2 protein-coding genes are annotated in these 1,009 nt (G+C 43.6%); both read left to right on the plus strand.

Features of this window, described 5'->3' with window-relative positions; translation table 11 throughout:
• The coding region (locus tag NFR61_RS11135; RefSeq protein WP_420910124.1) for an ORF6N domain-containing protein at positions 1–477 on the plus strand (477 nt) is incomplete at its 5' end.
• A 134-nt stretch (positions 478–611) separates the two neighbouring features.
• On the plus strand, positions 612–1,009 hold a 398-nt coding region (locus NFR61_RS11140), incomplete at its 3' end, for an Rpn family recombination-promoting nuclease/putative transposase (protein WP_251624193.1).

Consider the following 1,009-nt stretch of genomic DNA (forward strand, 5'->3'; position numbering starts at 1 on the left):
ACAAAACAACTGAAACGTGCCGTACGTCGTAATATAGAACGATTTGAGGGAGAAGATTTTATGTTTGAATTGACGAAAGATGAACTTTCAAGGTGCCAAATTGGCACCTTGAATATTGGAAGAGGTTCTAATATAAAGTATCTGCCATTTGCCTTTACCGAGCTTGGTATTGCAATGCTTAGTAGTGTTCTTGATTCTAAAACAGCTATTGAGATAAATAGAAGTATTATGCGGGCTTTTGTGGCAGTCCGTCGACTGATTGCCAATCCTCCAGCCGACAAACACGCACTGCTTCAAAAGGAAGTAAGGGAGTTGAAAAGGTATATCGAAGAAATGTTTGCCGACCAAAACGATATTAATGAAGATACTCGGATGCAATTGGAACTAATCAATCAGACGTTGGCGGAACTTCAGGTGCAAAAGAAGTTCGCTGACAAGCCACGAAAACCCGTTGGTTTTATCCGCCCGAAAGAATGAATTTTGTAATTTTGGATGTTATAAAATGAAGGGTTGAACGGGGGAATTTTCCCCCGTTTTCTTTTTTCCGCCTCCCTGCTCGATATGTGGATAAGATGTCCTATCTTTGTGGTGTGAACTGAAAATCCGAATTTATGCCTTTACCGCATCTTGTCCGTTTTGATTGGGCGATGAAACGCCTTCTCCGCCACAAAAGTAATTTCGTAGTCCTCGAGGGTTTCCTCAGCAGCCTGCTGGAGGAGAAGATAACTATCCGCAGTATTCTGGAGAGTGAGGGGAATAAGGATGATATTACGGATAAGTTTAACCGGGTGGACCTGTTGGCGGAGGACAGTAAGGGGGAGTTGATAATAGTGGAGGTGCAGAATAACCGGGAGCTGGATTATTTTCTGCGGATGCTTTACGGTGTGTCGAAGGCGGTGACGGAGTATATATCGGAAGGTGATTTGTACGAGAAGATACGTAAGGTGTATTCGGTGAATATCGTTTACTTTGACCTCGGTCAGGGTACGGATTACGTGTATCACGGCCG

The sequence above is a fragment of the Odoribacter lunatus genome (assembly GCF_943193135.1).
Classification (GTDB): Bacteria; Bacteroidota; Bacteroidia; order Bacteroidales; family Marinifilaceae; genus Culturomica; species Culturomica lunata.